General features: G+C 48.9%; 17 protein-coding genes. All 17 read left to right on the top strand.

The window, feature by feature from the left end; genetic code table 11:
* Positions 1-3 precede the first annotated feature (3 nt).
* Complete coding sequence (gene pseI / locus J2W17_RS24000; protein WP_307340391.1) at positions 4-1,053, top strand: pseudaminic acid synthase; 1,050 nt, start codon at positions 4-6, stop codon at positions 1,051-1,053.
* 85 nt (positions 1,054-1,138) lie between these two features.
* Positions 1,139-2,032 (top strand): phytanoyl-CoA dioxygenase family protein, encoded by an 894-nt coding sequence (locus J2W17_RS23995; RefSeq protein WP_307340388.1) that lies wholly within the window; start codon positions 1,139-1,141, stop codon positions 2,030-2,032.
* Positions 2,029-2,562: an acyltransferase gene (locus J2W17_RS31175; RefSeq protein WP_373460025.1), complete on the top strand. Its 534-nt coding sequence runs from the start codon at positions 2,029-2,031 to the stop codon at positions 2,560-2,562. Before J2W17_RS23995 ends, J2W17_RS31175 begins: the two co-directional genes overlap by 4 nt.
* A complete protein-coding gene (locus J2W17_RS23990) occupies positions 2,559-3,890 on the top strand; it encodes a hypothetical protein (protein WP_307340385.1) in 1,332 nt (443 codons plus the stop codon). Before J2W17_RS31175 ends, J2W17_RS23990 begins: the two co-directional genes overlap by 4 nt.
* 116 nt (positions 3,891-4,006) lie before the next feature.
* Entirely contained in the window at positions 4,007-4,642 is a 636-nt protein-coding gene (locus J2W17_RS23985; RefSeq protein ID WP_307340382.1) for an acyltransferase, read from the top strand.
* 155 nt (positions 4,643-4,797) lie between these two features.
* Positions 4,798-5,898, top strand: coding sequence for a hypothetical protein (locus tag J2W17_RS23980; RefSeq protein ID WP_307340379.1), 1,101 nt, complete (start codon positions 4,798-4,800; stop codon positions 5,896-5,898).
* 10 nt (positions 5,899-5,908) lie between these two features.
* Positions 5,909-7,207 (top strand): hypothetical protein, encoded by a 1,299-nt coding sequence (locus tag J2W17_RS23975; protein ID WP_307340376.1) that lies wholly within the window; start codon positions 5,909-5,911, stop codon positions 7,205-7,207.
* Between the two features lie 185 nt (positions 7,208-7,392).
* Positions 7,393-8,517 carry a glycosyltransferase family 4 protein gene (locus J2W17_RS23970; protein ID WP_307340373.1) on the top strand — a complete coding sequence of 375 codons (1,125 nt, stop codon included), beginning with the start codon at positions 7,393-7,395 and terminating at the stop codon, positions 8,515-8,517.
* Complete coding sequence (locus tag J2W17_RS23965; protein ID WP_307340369.1) at positions 8,518-9,936, top strand: mannose-1-phosphate guanylyltransferase/mannose-6-phosphate isomerase; 1,419 nt, start codon at positions 8,518-8,520, stop codon at positions 9,934-9,936. It abuts the gene before it with no gap.
* A gap of 157 nt (positions 9,937-10,093) precedes the next feature.
* Positions 10,094-10,393, top strand: coding sequence for a hypothetical protein (locus J2W17_RS23960; protein ID WP_307340365.1), 300 nt, complete (start codon positions 10,094-10,096; stop codon positions 10,391-10,393).
* A gap of 87 nt (positions 10,394-10,480) precedes the next feature.
* On the top strand, positions 10,481-11,584 hold the full coding sequence (locus J2W17_RS23955; RefSeq protein ID WP_307340362.1) for a polysaccharide biosynthesis/export family protein: 1,104 nt from the start codon (positions 10,481-10,483) through the stop codon (positions 11,582-11,584).
* A gap of 14 nt (positions 11,585-11,598) precedes the next feature.
* The gene (locus J2W17_RS23950) at positions 11,599-12,258 is read left to right on the top strand and encodes a YjbF family lipoprotein (protein ID WP_307340359.1); all 660 of its coding nucleotides are present in this window, start codon (positions 11,599-11,601) and stop codon (positions 12,256-12,258) included.
* Positions 12,255-13,028 (top strand): capsule biosynthesis GfcC family protein, encoded by a 774-nt coding sequence (locus tag J2W17_RS23945; RefSeq protein WP_307340356.1) that lies wholly within the window; start codon positions 12,255-12,257, stop codon positions 13,026-13,028. The genes J2W17_RS23950 and J2W17_RS23945 overlap by 4 nt, the downstream gene beginning before the upstream one ends.
* Complete coding sequence (locus tag J2W17_RS23940; RefSeq protein ID WP_307340353.1) at positions 13,025-15,118, top strand: YjbH domain-containing protein; 2,094 nt, start codon at positions 13,025-13,027, stop codon at positions 15,116-15,118. Before J2W17_RS23945 ends, J2W17_RS23940 begins: the two co-directional genes overlap by 4 nt.
* A complete protein-coding gene (locus J2W17_RS23935) occupies positions 15,115-15,507 on the top strand; it encodes a VanZ family protein (protein WP_307340350.1) in 393 nt (130 codons plus the stop codon). Before J2W17_RS23940 ends, J2W17_RS23935 begins: the two co-directional genes overlap by 4 nt.
* Before the next feature lie 286 nt (positions 15,508-15,793).
* Complete coding sequence (locus J2W17_RS23930) at positions 15,794-16,057, top strand: hypothetical protein (RefSeq protein ID WP_307340348.1); 264 nt, start codon at positions 15,794-15,796, stop codon at positions 16,055-16,057.
* A 310-nt stretch (positions 16,058-16,367) separates the two neighbouring features.
* A complete protein-coding gene (gene galU / locus J2W17_RS23925) occupies positions 16,368-17,207 on the top strand; it encodes a UTP--glucose-1-phosphate uridylyltransferase GalU (RefSeq protein WP_307340464.1) in 840 nt (279 codons plus the stop codon).
* Positions 17,208-17,297: the final 90 nt, after the last annotated feature.

The following is a 17,297-nucleotide window of genomic DNA, read 5'->3' as shown; positions in this document are numbered from 1 at the left end:
TGCATGAAACCGATTATTTCAATTGCAGGAAGAGAAATTGGTGCGAACCAAGCCCCTTACATTATCGCCGAACTCTCTGCCAATCATAACGGCAAGCTCGAAACCGCATTGAAGATTATCGAAGAAGCGAAAAAGGCTGGAGCTGACGCCATTAAGCTACAGACCTATACCGCTGACACTATCACTCTTGACTGCGATTCGGAGGAATTCCAAATTCATGGAGGTTTGTGGGATGGCAAGACCCTCTACCAGCTTTATAAAGAAGCACATATGCCATGGGATTGGCATGCACCGCTATTTCAACATGCGCGCAAACTCGGTATTACCATTTTTAGTTCGCCGTTTGATAATACAGCCGTGGACTTGCTAGAGAGCCTCAACGCTCCAGCATACAAAATCGCCTCTTTCGAAGCTGTTGATCTTCCGCTGATAAAATACGTTGCCAGCACCGGTAAACCGATGATCATTTCCACCGGCATGGCAGACGCTGAAGAAATTCAGGAGGCCATTGACGCTGCACGTGAAGGTGGCTGCAAGGAACTGGCCATTCTCCATTGTGTCAGCGGCTACCCTGCGCCCTCCGAAGACTATAACCTGCGTATTATCCCCGATATGATGGATCGATTTGGATTAATTACAGGCTTGTCCGACCATACCTTGGACAATACTACGGCCATCGCTAGCGTAGTTCTCGGCGCCTCCATTATTGAGAAACACTTCACCCTCGACCGCAGTGGTGGTGGCCCGGATGACAGCTTTTCGCTAGAGCCTGCAGAATTGGCAGCATTATGCCGGGACAGCAGAACAGCTTGGGCTGCATTGGGCAAAATAGATTATGGACGAAAATCAAGCGAACAAGCTAATGCTAAGTTCCGCCGCTCACTTTACTTTGTTAAGGATTTAAAAGCCGGTGAAACAATAACTACGGACGCAGTGCGCAGTGTAAGACCCGGGTTTGGCCTTGAGCCAAAGTACCTTGAAAGTATTATTGGCAAACGAACACGCACAGATATAAAACGTAACAAGCCAGTAAACATGAGCGACTGCCTGTAGTAAAACCACTTTATTAAATTTTACAATAACGATATTACTTCGATGGCCTACTTCCCCGAGCTTTAATTTTAATAGGTTTAATGCGATGAGTGTACTCGAAAAAATCATTTCTAGATTTTATCCTCCAAAAAATCTCGCTTTCCACCTACAGCGACAAGTAATGAGGCCATCTACGAGGAAAAAGCTAGCCAAACTGGCAACGAACATGCTTCCTGCACTACCCAAAGAAATCAGCACTGGCTATACCGATGAAGTTAATAATCTAGAACAGCATGGGTACGTTATGTTGAGTGATTTGGTTCAACAGAACCAAATTGAAGACATCCTCGGTCATCTTTCAGACAAAAATGTATATGATCGATGGAAACCTAAAGCAGGTCATTTTAATGCTGACGTCCCGCCCAATGACTGTCATACAGCACTTTATGACGATATAGATGTACTAAATTGCCCCCATGCACTTAGTTGGGCAAATGATCCTAGGGTGTTGTCAATAGTTGGTCAAGCTCTCGGGGCCAAACCAACCTTGTCGAGTTTGGCTATCTGGTGGTCCTATCCTGGCCATGACACTCCACAACAGGCCGAAAACTTCCATAGAGATGTAGATGATCTACATTTCATCAAGTTATTTATATACCTCACGGATGTTGATGAAAATTGCGGCCCTCACAACTTTGTACCAGGAAGCCAACGTCATGATGGATTTCGAAAGATTCGACGCTACGAAGATCACGAGGTAATATCAACATTCGGCTCCGAAGGCATTAAAATATTCACAGGAGCGAAGGGTACTTCGTTTCTTGAGAATACATTTGGGCTACATAAGGGTCAGCTACCTTCAAAGAATAGAAGACTTTTATTTCAAGCTCAGTATTCTTTGCACCCAATAGGTATATATACATACAACCCCCTCCCCCGCACACGAAATGACAATCTTAAACCAGACCAATACATCAACAGATTATTTATAAAATCATGAAAAGTAAAGCTCGTAACATCGCCGAGAAATTTTTCACCTTTCAAGTTATACGCAGAATCATTCGTTGCATATTGTGGTTGATGGATATGCTTGGTCGCGCATGGAGCTTCGCTCGAGTAAGGGCAATAATATCCGTGCCTGCGGGCAGCAGTTGTCATTGGAGGACGGTGTACAAATACCCAAGCAACATACACATATCAGGTCCAATTATGATAAACCCAGACTGTGTACTGGGAGCAAAGGCTTTAATTTGCATTGGTAGCGGAGTTAGACTATCACAAGGCGTTCATATCGAAACCGCATCTCTTGATCTCAACAGCGGCCTACCATATAAGCACATAGCAAAACCAATCTTTATTGAGGATGGTGTCTGGCTGGGCGCACATGTAATCGTGCTTGGCGGAGTCCGCATTGGAGCAAATGCAATTATTGGCGCCGGGGTTGTAGTAAGTAAGGATGTCCCCGCAGGGGCTATCATTGTAGGTGCTGGAACGCGAACCATTGAACGCAAGGCAACATATAGCCAATGAAAATTGCATTTATAGAAAATAGGTATAAAACGTATTTTTGGGACGCTGTGGCAACCGAAATGCTCCGATTAGGTCACGAAGTGATCTGGGTTGTACAAAATCCATTATTTGTACCTAACACTGGTCGTTCGTATGTAATTCCGTTTCCAAATTCTGCTCAGAAATCGACGATACAGTCGTCAGAACTGGAATTCGTACGTCGTGCTGATCGCAACATTAACTATTTTGGAGGAAACGACCGGCATTACAAATATTATCAGCAAGAGATCGATAAATGGCTAGACTCAGAGCTACCAGACCTGATAATAGGTGAAAGTACTTTGTTCCATGAGTTAATGGTCATTGCTTGGTGTCAACGCCATTCACGCCCATTTCTGCATCCATCAATGCCTGGTTATCCGGGTGGCCGTTACAGCATGTACACCGGGAATACCAAAGTCCCCGTAGGTAAAAATCCAAATATTCCAACAGATGAGGATTGTCTTAAGCTTGCCGAAGCTATACGTAAGCGCGAGCGTATTCCAGACTACATGCAGCCATTAGCATTGAAGGATCCCTCTCGGACACTTTCTAGGCCAGGCACCTTTGGAAATAAACTTGCTATTATGCGTGGTTACTTACGCGGCGAGCGCTTTAATACTCCTTCGCCGTGGCGTAAATGGATACTCGACAATCAAGTCCGCTCGCGGATTAATGAGTGGAAGCAATTAGCCAATAAAAGACCTACTACTTTGTTAAAAAGTCGCGTCTTGCTGTATCCTCTGCAAATGCAACCAGAAGCCAATATAGATGTGTGGGGCCAAACCTATCAAAATCAAGCAAAATTAGTCACAGAACTAGCCGATTCCTTGCCTGAAGGATGGCACCTTCGCGTCAAAGCAAATCCAAAAGCAAAATATGAATTAAGCAAAGAATTACTAAAAGTCCTTTCTAATCATCCAAAAGTATATCCAGTCCCATTAGAAATGAGCATGGCTGATGTGATGAGTGAGACAGATTTAGTCTGTACCGTTACCGGAACGGTAGCGGTGGAATGCTTTCTTTCTGGAAAGCCTTTGGTTCAATTAGGTCCAGGTATTGTGAACGATGGTCCTGGCTGTACACAGATGTGTTCTCCTGGTCAAATAGCCGGAGTTGCAAAAATAGTAGAACAGGGAAACTTTCCGATAGCCAGCGACATGCAGCGTGTAACACTTGTACGTCTGTTATACGCAACGACGTTCCCAGGCAAAATTTCAGACCCTATGAATCTTCCAGCAGTTTTAGATGGGGACAATGTTACCAAAGTAGCTGCGACTTTAGTTGAGGTAGGTCACTCATGCGTTTGAAGCGACGTTTGGCAAGCATATTATCCCTATTACTTCCACCTTGCACAGCTAAAAACTGGCTACTGCGCTGCTTAGGTTGGCAAATTGGTCAGCGGTGTAGGATTGGATTTTCTTGGGTGAATGCCAATCGAATTCGTTTGGATGATCGAGCGCGAGTTGGCCATGGAAATCTTATTATCATTGATGCATTAATTATGTGCGAGGATAGCTATATAGGCCACTTAAACCAATTAACTGGACCCTTCTGGACAATACTTCGTAACAATGCAGGCATCGGAAATCAGAACAAAAGCACTAGAGCACGTCGAGGAGTGACCTGGGGACGCTCGATGCTTAAAGTTGGTACATGGTCAAAAATAACATCTAAACATATTATTGACTGCACCCGCAGTGTAGTGATAGATGATTACACGACCATCGCAGGTCAAGGCAGCCAGATCTGGACACATGGCTATTTACATTCCCCTCATGGTTTGGATCGATTTCGTATTGATGGTAAAGTTCGTATTGGAAGCAATGTATATATAGGATCTTCTTGCGTGATAAACGCAGGAATACACGTAGGAAATGCCATAACCATTGGCTCCATGTCGTGTGTCTCTGCATCATTGAAGACCCCGGGGCTTTACGTCAATCAACCCCTACGTTTGGTATCTCTAGATTATCAGAAGGCCTTGAATCGCCATCCCAAAGTAAAGGTGCGCGGTTTAGTGGAACACGTTGTTAATAAGCGCATAGGCTCCGGACAGTGACAGCGTTGCTAAGTCGCATCTCGCGCCACGGACTTTTATTTATACTTGCCAAGTCTGCAGTGCTGATTGCCCCGCTGTTGGCTGCAGCCCGACTAGGTGATGTCCAATACGGCACAGTTGAGTGGTGGCTCTCACTATCCACAGCGCTAGGCCCAATGATCGGTTTTGGGGCTCATGCAGTTCTTGCCTATGGAAGTTTAGGTGGCCCTGCTAAAAGACATACACGAACAGCAGCGGTATTTGTTTTACAAACGAGCTGGGGGTTAGTCCTTCTTTCAGTACTACTTCCGCTTTTCGGTGTAAGTTGGGATAATTCATTCATAGGCCCGGTTTGCCTTCAGTGTGCGTTAGTATCATTGCAATTAGCGTTGTCCGCACGACTGAAAGGACTAGGCTATGGTGCTTGGGCATCACTAGTCGAAAGCTCACTTTATATAACCTTGCTGGGCAGTTTGCTATTAGCAAACCTAGGTTGTGGATTTGTAACAAGTTACATGGGTTTAATGCTCTTCTTTTTCTTAGTGCTTAGTGCGGGCTTGGTGAAACTTATACCGCTTCCGGCAATCTCGCGGTGGCCAAGGCGTAATTATAGAGCATATTTAAGGGCTGGATTAAAGTTTGTAACAGGAGGCGTTTTAGTAGGGTTGTTTATGGCGGCACCTCGCGGATTGTTAGGGTTTATTGCCGAACCTAGTTCGGTCGCAGAATTTGCTATCATATTTCGCTGGCTCTCCATTGCAATTGTTGCTCACCAATTTATTAATACGGTATTCTTTCGACAGCTATTTGGTGAACTTAATTGGAGTAAACGTGATCGTCAATTGGCACTTACTATAGCATTAGTATCCTTAATTTCATCTTGTATTGCGTTTGCGCTTACTATGGGAGTTGGCGAAGACACTGGTATCCCCCTACCAAACCCAGAGCAATATCATTTAGTTTGGTTAATGGCGGCAGCAATGGTTTTGTGGTCCACGACAGCGTCTTTAGAAGGATGCTTATATCGTGAAGGTGAAACATTGACCCAAGCAAGAGCCGCCATGGTTGGGTTGGTCTCATTTGGACTGTTCGCTGCAACGTTGCTAGCTATAAGTGTTGAAACTACGCTTGCCCTTACATGTGCCTGGCTTTTAGGATTTGTGACAACCATTTGCTACCAAGTGTACTTCCTAGAACTTTCTGGTATAAAGCTATCGATTTTTCGCATTACGGCGGCGGTCGCCGTAATTGGCCTATCTATAATAACCACCCTATGAAACCAAATAAATGCAATCAATTTCGGCAAACTTAAAATTTTACAACCCACTTCAAGCCGTGCTTTTATCAGCACTATCTTATCTTATTTTATTTGTAATGGCGCCGATCGATTTTGTCTTTCCTGGTAATTTCGAGGTATTAGTTATTTCTGTCGTGTTCCTTTTAGCGCTTTGTGGCGGAATGATTTTTGGTGCCCGTCGCTGGCAATCGCTAAACCGAACAATTCAATTTGATACTTTTCGATTATCCCGATTCTTAAAAATAATGACAGTGTTGAGCCTAGCAGGCTTATCACTACGAATTTTTGAACGGACATTTCTCCGAGCTGGAGGCGCTATTACGAGCGATTTCACTTTAAATCGTGAGCTTTTTGCGCAAGGTGGAAATGGCGGAGTCGCATTTGCCAGCTCAATCCTAGCCCCTTTATCAATGTTCTTACCATTCTTTGTCTTACTTCTCAGAAAAAATGGTGAACGTAAACGCGTTCATTATTTCATGCTTTTCATCTCAATTTGTTATCCTCTATTCGATTTGCTTCTTATGGGATCACGCAGTACGCTCGTGATATACGTGGGATTGCTCATAGCATCACTTGCTACGCTCGGCATGTTGAAAGTCAGCATACGTGGCTTATTCCTATCTACTCTCGGACTGATCGGACTAGTTTGGCTTGCCGGTTATATTTTTTGGATACGCACATCGCAGATGGGGCTTGACCCAATAAGCTCTATGCATCTATCCGCATATGCTAGATTTGCCCCGGCGAGTAACGGCGTTATAACTGAACTCTACACATCTGGTGTAGCTGGAGTCGGTGGATTTCTCTTTGCATTTACTCATTTCTGCCAATATCTTTTGCATGGACTTTATGAGTTTTTTTATATCGCCGCGAATGTAACAGAAATCCAAACTTTTGGCGTTCAGACGTTTTATATTCCTGCAAAAATAGCCATGTCGATATTTGGCGCTGGTAGCACCGAGGACTTGATCAGTTCAGGAGTCCTCCGACCAGGAGTATATACAACGTTGTTCGGCCCTATTTTATATGACTTCGGCTTATACGGCGGAGTAATTGCCTGCATCGTCATCGGTTATTTGTCAGGTAGCGTGGTTAGAAGTGTACGCAATGGAAACGTATCGCTTCTCCCACTTTATCTATTGATAACTGGCTTTCTTCCCCTTGCCTTCGTTGTCAACTTATTTACTTCAGGAACAGGGCAATTCTTATTAATTGACATCCTAATTATAATGTTAATTTTGAATCTAAAGCGATACTCGCTGAAAACAAATTTAGTTAAGCTGACGTAGTTCAAGCTATACATAATATTCGTTACATACCAACGGTGAGTTAGAATGACGGACTGACAAAGCGACACAGATAGACGCAGCGTGTCTCTCAGCCATATTTCTCATAACTATACAGCCCAAAATTAGTCTGCCCAGCAGCTTGACAACCAAATTATCTAATATTTCATTGGCAAAAAAGGCAAAAAATGAAAGTCGCAATCATTCATGACTGGTTAGTTACCTTCGCAGGCGCAGAGCGAGTGCTCGCCGAGATTATTAATATCTGGCCTGAAGCTGATTTGTTTTCTGTTATCGACTTTCTAACGCCAAAAGACCGACTAAAAATCAACGGTAAATTTGCAACAACAACTTTAATTCAAAAGCTACCGAAAGCCAAAAAAAGATATCAAAGCTATTTACCTTTAATGCCATTTGCCATAGAACAATTGGATGTTTCCAACTACGACGTAATAATTAGCAGCAGCCATGCTATTGCAAAAGGAGTACTAACAGGCCCAGACCAACTCCATATATGCTATTGTCATTCGCCGATACGTTACGCTTGGGACATGCAAAATCAATATTTAAAAGAGGCAAGTCTCGACAAAGGAATAAAAAACTGGATCGCTCGCAAGCTTCTGTTCAATATTCGAAACTGGGATCATCGCACTTCCAATAGCGTAGACTATTTCGTATCCAACAGTGACTACATTGGCCGCCGAATAAAAAAAGTATATCGACGAGAATCCGATACCATTTACCCGAACGTTTCAGTGAGCGATTTTTCGCTAACTAAAGAAAAGGAAGACTTTTACCTGACGGCCTCTCGGATGGTACCTTACAAAAAAATGGATCTGATAGTTCGAGCTTTTGCAGAAATGCCAGATTTGAAATTGATCGTGATTGGGGAAGGCCCTCAATTTGAGAAAGTCAAACTAGCAGCAACCAGTAACGTAACAATACTGGGCTACCAAGAATTTGATGTTCTGCGTGATCACATGCAAAGAGCGAAGGCTTTTGTTTTTGCTGCCGAAGAAGATTTTGGTATCATTCCTGTCGAAGCACAAGCATGTGGCACGCCTGTAATTGCGTTTGGAAAAGGTGGCGCTCTAGAGACCGTAATAGATGGCAAAACTGGTATTTTCTTTGGCGAGCAAAACGAGCAATCTATAAAGGAAGCTGTCAGGAGGTTTGAAAGCGATTTCGAATTTAACCCTGTAGCTATTCGTCAACATGCTGAGCGCTTTTCAACTGAGCGTTTCAGGGCCGAGTTCAAAGCATTTGTGGATAATAAATGCGCGGATTTTTTTGAGTTCAGGAAGAGCAAATAAGTGAACCGTCAAATCACACCAATTATTATTGCCGGCGGCAATGGATCCCGTCTCTGGCCGTTATCGCGCCAACTCAATCCTAAACAATTTCTACAGTTGGCAGATCCTGATTTTTCCATGCTTCAGGCAACTGTCAAACGTCTAGAAGGATTGGAAACAGCGGAGCCAAGGCTTATCTGTAACGAACAGCACCGCTTCCTTGCCGCTGAGCAAATGCGATTGCTGGGAATGGAAAATGCCAACATATTACTTGAGCCAGTAGGACGCAATACGGCACCCGCCATTGCTTTGGCAGCTTTGCAGGCTTGTCAAGAAAGCGAAGATTCTATTCTACTAATCTTAGCGGCGGACCACATAATTCAGGACATTGGTGCATTCCAAGCAAGTATCCAAATAGCATTACCTCTAGCGGAAGCAGGCAAATTAGTTGCTTTCGGAATCGTCCCTACCCATCCAGAAACCGGCTACGGCTACATTGAAAAAGGCGACAATGTTGGATCGGGTGGATATACGGTCACCCGCTACGTTGAAAAGCCTGACGGGCTAACTGCGCAAGGATATCTATCGAGTGGCAATTACTTCTGGAACAGCGGAATGTTTATGTTTCGTGCAAGTCGTTACCTTGAAGAATTGGAGCGTTTCCGGCCAGACATTTTCGCGGCTTGTAGCAAAGCATTAGCTGGCGCTTCTCAAGACATGCACTTCACGCGTGTCGACCACACAGCCTTCGTAGCATGCCCCACGGACTCCATTGATTATGCGGTGATGGAAAAGACTGAGGATGCGGTTATGGTTCCACTGGATGCAGGGTGGAGCGATATTGGTTCCTGGTCCGCGCTGTGGGATGTGAGTCAAAAAGATGGTCAAGGCAATGTTTTTAAAGGCGATGTAATTGATAATAATTCACATAATAACTATATACACGCGGACAGCCGATTAGTTGCTGCTGTCGGAGTGGAAGACCTAATAATAATAGAAACCAAGGATGCCATACTGGTCGCGCATAAAAAGCATGTGCAAGATGTGAAAAAAATAGTTGAGCAGCTGACTAATGACACTCGTAGCGAGCATATTAATCACCGCGAAGTATACCGTCCTTGGGGAGTATATGACTCGATCGACAACGGTCATCGATATCAAGTTAAACGTATTACCGTAAAACCAGGTGCTAAGTTATCAGTACAGATGCACCATCATCGCGCGGAACACTGGATCGTGGTCAGCGGTACTGCCAAAGTGACTAATGGGGACGATACGTACCTTGTCACTGAAAATCAGTCAACCTACATACCTATTGGGAAGGTTCACTCGTTAGAAAACCCAGGCGTTATTCCATTAGAGCTGATCGAAGTCCAATCGGGATCGTATTTGGGGGAGGATGACATCGTGCGTTTTTCTGACAAGTATGGTAGGACGTAACGGCTTCGTCACATTAGCGATCCTGTGATGGAGGCTCTCCAAATCACATGAGAAAGTCGATATTGAAATATTCAAGCAGACCTAGCTTGCAAAACAGACACCTAATGCAATACCCTTAAACCAACCCTCAGGGAATACCTTTTCAAGGAGCAAAAACATGAAAAAGCTACTGGCCTTTGCCCTCGCAACCTCCGTCAGCCTGCCTTTGATGGCTGCTGAAACCGCCCCTGCGAAAGCAACATCTACCACCGCAGCAGCCCCGGGCGCCACCTCAGATTTGTCTCTTTCAACCCCAATCGCCGGCGGAGTCACTGTAGGCACTGGCTTAGCCATTGGTGCAGGTCTTGTCGCCATCGGCGTTGCCGCGTCCAACAGCGGTGGAGGTGGCGGTAATGACGGCACTCCGGGCGCTACCGGCACCACCGGCACCACCGGCACCACCGGCACTTCACAGTAAAAGCCTCCCGCTTAAAGTTCGATACGCTAACCTCCCAGTCCTGCTGGGAGGTTTTGTTTTGCCTATTCCCTTCGAGCAATTTCGACAATGAATCGCGCGCTTCCCTTGGCCATGCTGGTTGGCCTGACCCTGCAAGGCTGCATATTCTCCCCTGGTCAGCACATGGACACAGGCAATTTGGTACGTGAAGGTTCACCCGAAAGCAGCCGAATCGAGCTGGTGCCAATTACACCCAAGCTGGTGGCCATTGAAGCCGCCGCTGACCATTCAAATGTGATTGCCCCTGAACTAACGAGCTACCAGCCCGCAGAGTATCGGATTGGTCCAGGAGACTTGGTTTACATCACAGTGTGGGACCACCCGGAGCTGACCGCACCATCCGGCCCACAGCAGCAAATCGAAGCCAACGGTAGACTGGTTCGTCCCGATGGTACGCTTTTCTACCCATATGTAGGAACTATCGAGGCCGCTGGCAAAACCATCGAAGATCTTCGTTCCATTATTGCTTCACGCTTGGCCAAAGTTGTCGCTGAACCCCAAGTGGATGTGAGCATCCTACGCTTCGTCAGCCAAAAGGTGATTCTCTCTGGCGCATTTGGCAGGACCGGCCAGTTGCCTATTACCAATACGCCTCTAAGTTTGTTGGATGCGGTGGGTCAGGGCGCGGTATTAGCCGGATCCGCCGATATCTCCGGACTAGTACTTAAGCGAGCTGGTCGCGAATACATCATAGACCTAGATACACTTAATCGTAAAAATTCGAACCTACACAATCTCTACATGAAGGACGGCGACCAGCTGCACCTGCCTTACAACGATCAGAAAAAAGTCTATTTGCTGGGTGAAGTCGTCTCGACTCGTGCCCTTGTTTTCAAGGGCAGCAACATGAATCTAACCGATGCCCTGGGCAGTGTTGGCGGCTTACGCCAAGAAACGTCCAGTGGCAAAGAGGTTTATGTGATCCGTGGTGTAGAGAATCTGGCGGATGAACCAGTTAAGGTGTTCCAAATTGACCTAAAGTCGCCTTCGGCCTTCGCCCTTGCTCAACACTTCAAATTGCAACCGCAGGATGTTGTCTATGTCGGCCCGGCAGACGTGACCCGCTGGAACCGCTTCATCAGCCAGGTATTCCCGACCGCCAACTTGTTGAGTACAGGTGTCGGCATTCAGGATGACTTGGACAACAATTAAGAACTGGAATTCTTGTGAAATTTCTGCGACTGGCCACCCTATCGGTGGCCTCCTTGCTGGTGAGCGCCTGCAATCCATTGATGACCGCGTCCCTGGATACGCTCAAGGCCGCTTTCGAAGGACCTGAGCCACTGGTACTCACCCGCCAACAGGTGGATGCGACGCCGTACTACCAGATCACCATTGCCGCCCCTACGGGTGAAGCCGTGATGGCGTTGGTACGTCAGCAGGACGGTGTAAGTTTCTGGATGGCTTCGACCCGTCAGATCTTGATGCTGGAGGATGGCCTGGCCATCCGCAGTGTCGGTTTCAACGACAATCTCGACGGTACTCGCTTCGACGGTGAGTCCCCCTTCAAGACCGGTCTGCACCGCATCGCCAATGGCCTGCAAACCCGTCGTCAGGTGGACTTTACCGCCGGTTATCGCATGGGTGTGATCCTCACCAGCCGCTTCGAGAAGAAAGGCCTGGAAACCGTACATATCCTCGACCGCGACGTGGAGCTATTGCGCGTGGACGAGGAGATCGCAATGGACGGCCTGGACTTTACCGCGCGGAACCAGTACTGGGTCGACCCTGCCGACGGCTTCATCATGGCCAGCGTGCAGCACCTGACCCCCGAATTGCCCCTACGCATTGTTCAAGTGCGCCCGAATAAGCCGGTAGTGCAATGATTCTTCGTTCTTCCTGGCTGCTTTGCTGCAGCCTGTTCATCACGTTTGCCGTAAATGCTGACTCGCTGGTCACTGTGCAGGGCGATGCCACCAAACCTGGTCGTTACTCGTTCCAAGAAGGCAATCGCTTGCATGACGTCTTGCTGCCAGCTCAGGTCAACCCGAAGGCTTATCTGCTGGGTGCTGCGTGGTTGCATACCCCGCTGCGCAACGCACAGGAACGTCTCAAGTTGGGCGTGCTCTTCGATCTTGCAACCGTGCGAAGCAACGCGCTACAGGATGATCAAACCGAGTTGGCCGCGCTCGCCGCACGTCTCAGCGACAAAGTGCAAGCCATGCCGGTGACTGGCCGTAGGGTGGCTCAGCTTGATCCGGTGCGGGTTGAACTGAACCGTGGTGACAATCCCTACCTGAGCGCTGGTGATGTTCTGCTCTACCCTATCCGTCCTCGCACGGTAAAGGTTGTGGGTGCCGTGCTTGGTGAATGTGAGCTGGCGCACCAGCCTTTACAGCCGGCCATCAGTTATCTGAAAAGCTGTCCGCGTGACCCTGGCGCCGACGCTGATCTGCTCTTTGTCATCCAGCCGGATGGACGCGTTTTCCAGGAAGGCATCGCGCTCTGGAACGAAACTAAATTCGTACCACCGGCGCCGGGAGCACGCATTTATGTGCCGTTACGCAGCAGCGCTCAGGGCGACCCAACGCCTGATCTGAATACTGAACTTGCCGCTTTCATCGCCACCCAGCCATTGCTGGAGGTGAAGCCATGAAATATCACTTCATCCCTTGTCTATTGCTCGGTTGCTGCACATGGGCGGTTGCGGAGCCACGCTACACCCAAAGCGATTTTGGTGGTGTAGGTCTGTTGCAAACTCCCAGCGCGCGAATGGCACCGGCTGGAGAGCTGTCTTTGACTGCCAGTCGCACCGATCCTTACAGCCGTTACAGCGTGTCCTTTCAGCCCTTCAACTGGTTGGAAGGGTCCTTCCGCTATACCTCGATCAGCAACCGCGACTATGGTGCAGAAGCTCTGAGTGGAAGTCAGAGCTATAAGGATAAGGCGATTGATGCAAAGGTCCGCCTGTTTGAGGAAAGCCATTGGATACCGCAGGTTGCACTTGGTGCCCGAGACATCGGCGGTACTGGCTTGTTCTCCAGCGAATATTTCGTGGGCAGCAAACGCCTTGGCAATTTCGACTTGAGCTTGGGTTTGGCCTGGGGCTATATCGGTAATCGTGGAGATATCGACAATCCCTTGGGCTGGCTTGATGACAAATTCGATGAACGACCAGTTTCAACCAACAGCCAAGCGGGTGACTTTAACGGAAACACGTACTTTCGCGGCTCCCCTTCCTTCTTCGGCGGCGTGACCTATCAAACCCCCTGGGATCCGTTGTCACTGAAATTCGAATACGAAGGCAACGACTACCAGCATGAGCCCCAGAACAACAACCAAGTTCAGGACTCCCCGATCAACCTCGGACTAGTTTTTAAAGCCAATGACTCGGTCGACCTTCACGCAGCCTGGGAGCGCGGCAACACCGCTATGTTCGGTATTACGTTGCACACCAACTTCGCCACTCGCAAAGCTCCAACCAAAAGCTTTGATCCGAAGCCCGAGCCGGTGCCGGATGTCAAACCAACAACCGCTCCTACCGACGTTCAATGGGCTGGGGTCGCCAAGCGTTTGCAGAACAACGCTGGCTATACCGTTTCGCGTATCACCCAGCGCGATTCCGAGCTGATCGTCTACGGTGAACAGGGCCGCTATTTCCACACCCCGAAAGCGGTCGGCCGGGCTTCGCGCATACTCGACAATAGCGTCAACGACAAAATCGACTGGTTCACCTTGGTGGACACGCGCTACAGCCTGCCAGTCCAGGAAGTCAGCCTGCCTCGCGACACGTTCCGTGAAGTGGTCCAAGAAGACCGTCCGGTGGAAGATCTGCGCCGGGTCACCGAGCAGAACGTCCCTGTGCCGCACCAGGAAAAGACCCTGTTTGCGCAGAAGCCGAATCCATTCACCTATGGCCTGGGCCTTGGCTACAAACAGAACGTCGGCGGCCCCGACGGGTTCCTGTTGTACCAGTTCAGTGCGGACCTTACCGCTGAGTATCGTTTCCGGCCTGACTTGTGGTGGAGCGGCACCCTGAGTGCAAACCTAGCCAACAACTTCGACAAGTTCAAGTACGACGCACCAAGCGGCCTGCCTCGCGTGCGTACGGACCTGCGTCAGTACATGACGACGTCGGACGTCACGATGCCTACCTTCCAAGTCAACAAAGTCAAACAGCTGGACCAAGACTTCTATGGCATGCTCTACGGCGGATATCTGGAGTCGATGTACGCTGGCGTCGGCGGTGAAGCGCTGTATCGTCCGATGGGCGAGCGCTGGGCAGTGGGTGTGGACATGAACTGGGTCAAGCAGCGCGATTACAATCAAGGCTTCGGAATGCGTGATTACAGTACGATCACCGGGAATGCCACGCTCTATTACCGCAGTTCGTTCCAGGACATCCTTGGCGCGCTCAGTGTCGGGCGTTACTTGGCCAAGGATTTGGGTGTCACTCTGGACCTATCCCGCGAGTTCAGCAACGGCGTGCGGTTCGGTGGTTGGGTGACGCTCACCGACGCGACCAAGGAAGAATATGGCGAGGGTAGTTTCGGCAAGGGCATTTACTTCTCAATTCCGTTCGATGAATTGATGTCCAGCTCCACCACTCGGCGGGCGTCGCTGGCCTGGACACCGCTGACCCGAGACGGTGGTGCTGCCTTGGCTCGCAGTTATTCGCTGTACTCTTTGACGGAGCGCCGTAACATAGACCTCTTCCATAACAACTTCTACAAGGTCACCGAATGAGGCAGCGGATTCTGCGTGTCCTGCCAAAAATGGCGTTTATCGTGATCCTGTTGGTGTTGTGTTTCGCCGGCATGCGTAGCGAGCCGGTGCCTCAGGTGTTCGAAAATCAGGACAAGCTGCATCACTGGGCCGGTTTTTTTTGTCTAACGATGAGCGCTTTTTTGGCGTTCCCCCAGACTCGGCTGATCTGGCTGCTGGTTTTGCCGCTGGTGGGTTCGATGTTGATCGAGCTGGAGCAGAGCTTGATGCCATTACGCACTGCGTCCCTGGGCGACATGGTGGCTAATGCGCTGGGGGTTTTGTGTGGGATGGTGGTTATTTTTACCTGGCGGGGATATCAGGCGATGAAACTAGAAGCACGCTCCCCTATGGATATCGTAGAACGTTAAACAACTTCTTGGTTGCGAACTGGGAAAGGCTGGCCGTGTTTTCGAACGATCGTGGCTAGGCTCACCGCACGGACGACGTGGTCAGTGAGTCGTAGGATGTTTGGCATCTTTCCTCGGGTCTGGCATGGTGGTCGTGCAATGTGCTTGCACCGCCGATCGCTTCCCGCGTAGTGAACCCAGTTCGGCCTTTTTTAGCGATAACGCTAAATAACCGACGGTGCCTGCCGATAGTCAAGACAATGCCCCAACGCCGGGGATTTGAATAAGTAGTGGTGGGTTAAAGGTTATGAAAGAGATCTATCTTCTGATCGAGCATGGTATGGATCAAGGCGAGGTTTATGTACTCGGCTGGTTCGACGATAAAAAGTTGGCTGGCGAAGTGGCCGAGGAAAAGGAGTGGGAGGCCTACCGCGCAAGCTTGAAAGCGGAGCACCATTGGTCAACTCAAAAACCTTTGGCTCCAGACCAAACGAAATATCGTAGGTTTTGGATCAAAGAGATTTCCAAATTTGATCGAGCTACAATTCCTAGGTCATCCGCAGTCCATTGACGATCTGACCAGGCTCATCAGGCTCATCAGGCTGACGGAACTACGCCAGCACCCCGCATGCTAGTGGCCGATATAAGCCTAGATTTCGTCCGCATCAGGTGTGATTTGCCAGATCACTGGCTGCTGGTCAGATCACACGATACAGCTTCCTTGAGGGGGAACTGGTCGTAGTGACATCTGCCTCATAACTGACCGTGGAAATATTTTTACATGAAGGCCGTCAGTTAGTTTGCATCGGGACGTTGAAAAAAATCTTCTGCCTGATTCGACCACGCCGAAAATAGGGAGGCACCACCAATCAAGGACTTAAATTATCAAGAAATGCCTGTTCCCAGCAGCCGGTTATGGCACTCGCTTCCTCCCAGCAACCAAAGCCATGCCCAAGGAAATGCTGTCGGTGGTAAACAAGCCACTGATCCAGTACGGCGTCGAAGAAGCACTGGACGCCGGTTTGACCGAAATCTCCATCGTCACCGGTCGCGGTAAGAGCGCCCTGGAAGACCACTTCGACATCAGCTACGAGCTGGAAAACCAGATCAAGGGCACCGACAAGGAAAAGTACCTGGTCGGCATCCGCAAGCTGCTCGACAACTGCTCGTTCTCCTACACGCGCCAGACCGAAATGAAAGGCCTGGGCCACGCGATCCTGACCGGCCGCCCACTGATCGGCGACGAAGCTTTCGCCGTGGTCCTGGCGGATGACTTGTGCATCAACCTCGACGGTGACGGCGTACTGACCCAGATGGTCAAACTGTACGAGCAGTTCCGCTGCTCGATCGTCGCCATCCAGGAAGTCGATCCGCAGGAAACCCACAAGTACGGCGTGATTGCCGGCGAAATGATCCGCGACGACATCTACCGCGTCCACAGCATGGTCGAGAAGCCAAAGCCTGAAGATGCACCGTCGAACCTTGCGATCATTGGTCGCTACATCCTGACCCCGGATATTTTCGACCTGATCGCAGATACCGAACCAGGCAAGGGCGGCGAAATCCAGATCACCGACGCCCTGATGAAGCAGGCGCAAAACGGCTGTGTCATGGCCTACAAGTTCAAGGGCAAGCGTTTCGACTGCGGTGGCGCCGAGGGCTACATCGACGCGACCAACTTCTGCTTCGAGAACTTCTACAAGACGGGCAAGGCTTACTGATAGCCTGACTGGGTTGTATTGAAAAGCCACCTTTGCAGGTGGCTTTTTTATGGGCGCTCAAGATTGAAGCCGCCGCGAAACCTTTGCATC

Source organism: Pseudomonas lini (assembly GCF_030812475.1).
Classification (GTDB): domain Bacteria; phylum Pseudomonadota; class Gammaproteobacteria; order Pseudomonadales; family Pseudomonadaceae; genus Aquipseudomonas; species Aquipseudomonas lini_A.
The sequence above is the reverse complement of the archived record's forward strand: the minus strand, read 5'-3'. Positions and strand labels throughout refer to the sequence as shown.